We start from the raw sequence: 2,517 nt of genomic DNA on the forward strand, positions 1-2,517 counted from the left end.
GGAAAAGAGACCAACCCGAGTTATTTCATAGTAAAAGGGGAGCGGTTATTCCGCCATAAATCTACCTTTATAAAATTCCGCTATGTTGGCTGATATAAAAAACGCACTATTGACACCAACGGTTTTGTGTATGATTTCGTTGCGTGTTTCAGCAACTAAATTAGCAAATACAAACCGAATAGAAAATCCGCGAGGATTTTCGTAAGTAGGCTAGTACTAGCAATGAATTATACACGTTGTTACCCAACGTTTTTATTCATTTAATAATTTCGTTTCATATAGAGTTAATGATTGTTCAATTCCGTCATCAACTATTTTCCCACGTATTCTTATTTTATTCAATTCTGTAATTTTCTGTTCGTCAGATTTGTCCGTAAAAAAGATTATAACTTCTCGATTTCGACCATTGTAATCAACTTTTGCTTTTAAATATTTATGTCCGCCATCTGCTCCAGTTGATTGAGTTTTGAATTCGGTCAATTCAGTTTCAAAATCTTCTGTTTTTTCAAATAAACTCCAATAGTTTTCAAAACTGTCTTGATTTATTTCAGTTGTCTCAAAAAGTTCTTTAAAATCGGGTAATAATAAATTGTTGTCAGTCCAATAACCATAATTGTTTTTGAATGGCATTTTTACTATTATTCGTCCATCTTTATCCATTCCGATTTCACGTTCTGGAATTCCAGTTTCGTTATCCAATTCAACAACCCACTTTTCTACAAGGTCAATTTTATTTTCAAAATCAGGATTTGCTTTAGGAATTATTGAACCTAAAATTCCGATAATTGCTTTTTTAATATTCCGCTTTACAATTCCGTCTGGTTCAGAATTGTGTTCGTTTTTCGGAACTCTAAATTGTATGTAAGTTGTTTTTTTCAAATGTTGGGTAACGTGTTTGTGTATGATTTCGTTGCGTGTTTAAGCACTAAAGTGAGCAAATAAATCACAGATAGAAAGTCCGCGAGGACTTTCGTAAGTAGGCTATAACTAGCAATGAATTATACACATTGTTGGCAAATCGTATTTTATTATCAATAGACAATTTCGGTTATTATTAATCGCTTTATGAAATAGTCATCTATGTCCACTTTTGATTCTAACATTCGGTTCGCAATAAGCATTGGGTCAATTGTTCCAGCTGCTTCTCGTATGTCAAGATATCCAGTTAAAAAACGAGATTTGTTCGGAATCGAATTTAATGCTCTAGAATAGCTTCCAACATAATTTATATCAACCCAGTTTTTTCGAGATTCGATGATAGAATCCTCATATATAGGTTCTTTATGGCGGAATGAAGATTCAGAAGTACTGAAGCCTAATGTTCCATCTGGCATTAAATATTTACGTTTAATTTTTAACATTGGAACGTCGCTAAAACTCAAAGTCAGTTTTTCAGGGTCACGTTCAATCCAAATTGAATCTGGAACGCTGTAAATTTCTAATCTCAAATTACTTTTTTCAAGATATTCTCGACTACTTTCCGAGATTTTTTTCCAGTAATCGGTTTGTCCTTTTGATAATTCGGTCAGGAATTGTTTGTAGGCTTTTTTAGTATCTAAATTCGGATATTGTCTTTTGAGAAAGTCAGACTCAAAGTCGTTGACGAGATAGGTCAGAGTTTCGCTGTTTTCTTTACCCAAAATCTTCTCAAATTCCGCTATTTCTTTTTCGTTTGAACAACTAAAAGTCAGAAGTAAAATTATGATTAGATTGATGAATTTCATTGTTCGGTTATATGTTTGCCAACGTTTTAGTGTAAACAAAGTACGGGTTTGTGGGCAGCGATTTTCCGAAGGAAAATCGTAAGCAAGCAAACGAGTACTTTATCAATGTAAGTCACAAAAATAGTATTTTTTTTACACATTGTTGGTTTTAAGTAGTGCGCCAGTATTAAGTGCAATTACGGAATAGCGCAAAACAACCGCAAACCCCAAGGGCATAATGAGCAAAAAACACTGTTTTTAGTGCCAACCAGAGACTTGGCAAACTTTCCACCGACAATAGCTTGGAAAAGAGACCAACCCGAGTTATTTCATAGTAAAAGGGGAGCGGTTATTCCGCCATAAATCTACCTTTATAAAATTCCGCTATGTTGGCTGATATAAAAAACGCACTATTGACACCAACGTTGTTGTATAAGAATAGTGCGGTTTTGTGTGGGAGGATTTTCCGAAGGAAAATCAGACGTAACAAAAGCGCACGAACTCTTGATTAGGCACTAAACTACGCATTATTTTTATACGGTGTTACCACCAGTTTTTATTTTTATCAGACTCAAAATTAGAAGTCCGATTAATATAATATTTGTCCAAAAAGCAAAGCGTTTAAATTGCTCACTTTTGTCCGTTTTGAATGTTAATTCTTCTGCGATTAATATTTTGCCTAGGTCAATATTTTGATTTTCTGTTATTTTAAAATCAAACTGACTTTCTTTTTCTCCAACAACATTCAAGTAATCAATTCCGCCATTTTCGTTTTTTCCAACAAGCCAAAATTCTGTCGTTCCGTCATTGTCAA

3 protein-coding genes are annotated in these 2,517 nt (G+C 33.9%); all 3 read right to left on the reverse strand.

The features are described 5' to 3' along the window. Positions 1-252: 252 nt before the first annotated feature. Positions 253-879, reverse strand: a complete 627-nt coding sequence (locus ACKGJY_RS15450) for a hypothetical protein (protein ID WP_413974800.1) — start codon at positions 877-879, stop codon at positions 253-255. Between the two features lie 152 nt (positions 880-1,031). Continuing rightward, positions 1,032-1,724 carry a hypothetical protein gene (locus ACKGJY_RS15455; protein WP_413974801.1) on the reverse strand — a complete coding sequence of 231 codons (693 nt, stop codon included), beginning with the start codon at positions 1,722-1,724 and terminating at the stop codon, positions 1,032-1,034. 512 nt (positions 1,725-2,236) lie between these two features. After that, positions 2,237-2,517: hypothetical protein (locus tag ACKGJY_RS15460; protein WP_413974802.1), on the reverse strand; the 281-nt coding region annotated here is incomplete at its 5' end.

Source organism: Hyunsoonleella sp. 2307UL5-6, assembly GCF_047345485.1.
In the GTDB taxonomy this organism is placed as follows: Bacteria; Bacteroidota; Bacteroidia; order Flavobacteriales; family Flavobacteriaceae; genus Jejuia.